This window comes from Leclercia sp. LSNIH8 (genome assembly GCF_002920195.1).
Lineage (GTDB): Bacteria > Pseudomonadota > Gammaproteobacteria > Enterobacterales > Enterobacteriaceae > Enterobacter.
Genome location: NZ_PQJY01000038.1, coordinates 1 through 1,086, shown reverse-complemented (window position 1 = coordinate 1,086; position 1,086 = coordinate 1). Strand labels below are relative to the sequence as shown.

The 1,086-nt window shown below is 52.5% G+C and carries 1 protein-coding gene; it reads right to left on the bottom strand.

Translation table 11 applies throughout. From position 1 onward, the window contains the following. Window positions 1-12 precede the first annotated feature (12 nt). On the bottom strand, window positions 13-1,086 hold a 1,074-nt coding region (gene tuf, locus C3406_RS25850; RefSeq protein WP_103829367.1), incomplete at its 5' end, for an elongation factor Tu.

The window sequence follows — 1,086 nt, the reverse complement described above, 5'->3', positions numbered from 1 at the left end:
CCCGCTAATTAATTAGCCCAGAACTTTAGCAACAACACCCGCGCCAACGGTACGGCCGCCTTCGCGGATTGCGAAACGCAGACCATCGTCCATTGCGATTGGGTGGATCAGGGTAACAACCATTTTGATGTTGTCGCCTGGCATTACCATCTCAACGCCTTCTGGCAGTTCGATGGTACCGGTCACGTCAGTAGTACGGAAGTAGAACTGTGGACGGTAGCCTTTGAAGAACGGAGTATGACGGCCGCCTTCGTCTTTGGACAGGATGTACACTTCAGATTCGAACTTGGTGTGTGGCTTGATTGAGCCTGGCTTCGCCAGAACCTGACCACGTTCGATTTCTTCACGCTTGATACCACGCAGCAGAACACCAACGTTCTCACCAGCACGGCCTTCGTCCAGCAGTTTGCGGAACATTTCAACGCCAGTACAGGTAGACTTAGCAGTCTCTTTGATACCAACGATTTCAACTTCTTCACCAACTTTGATGATACCGCGCTCTACACGACCGGTAACAACGGTACCACGACCGGAGATAGAGAATACGTCTTCGATTGGCAGCAGGAACGGCTTGTCGATAGCACGCTCTGGTTCCGGGATGTAAGAATCCAGGTAGCCAGCCAGTTCGATGATTTTCTCTTCCCACTCAGCTTCGCCTTCCAGCGCTTTCAGAGCAGAACCACGAACGATTGGGGTATCGTCGCCTGGGAAATCGTACTGGGACAGAAGTTCACGAACTTCCATTTCTACCAGTTCCAGCAGCTCTTCGTCATCAACCATGTCGCATTTGTTCAGGAACACGATGATGAAAGGAACGCCTACCTGACGACCCAGCAGGATGTGCTCACGGGTCTGAGGCATTGGGCCGTCAGTCGCAGCAACAACCAGGATCGCGCCGTCCATCTGCGCAGCACCGGTGATCATGTTTTTAACATAGTCGGCGTGGCCTGGGCAGTCTACGTGTGCGTAGTGGCGAGTCGGGGTGTCGTATTCAACGTGAGAAGTGTTGATGGTGATACCACGAGCTTTTTCTTCTGGTGCGTTATCGATCTGGTCGAATGCACGAGCAGAACCACCGTAGGTTTT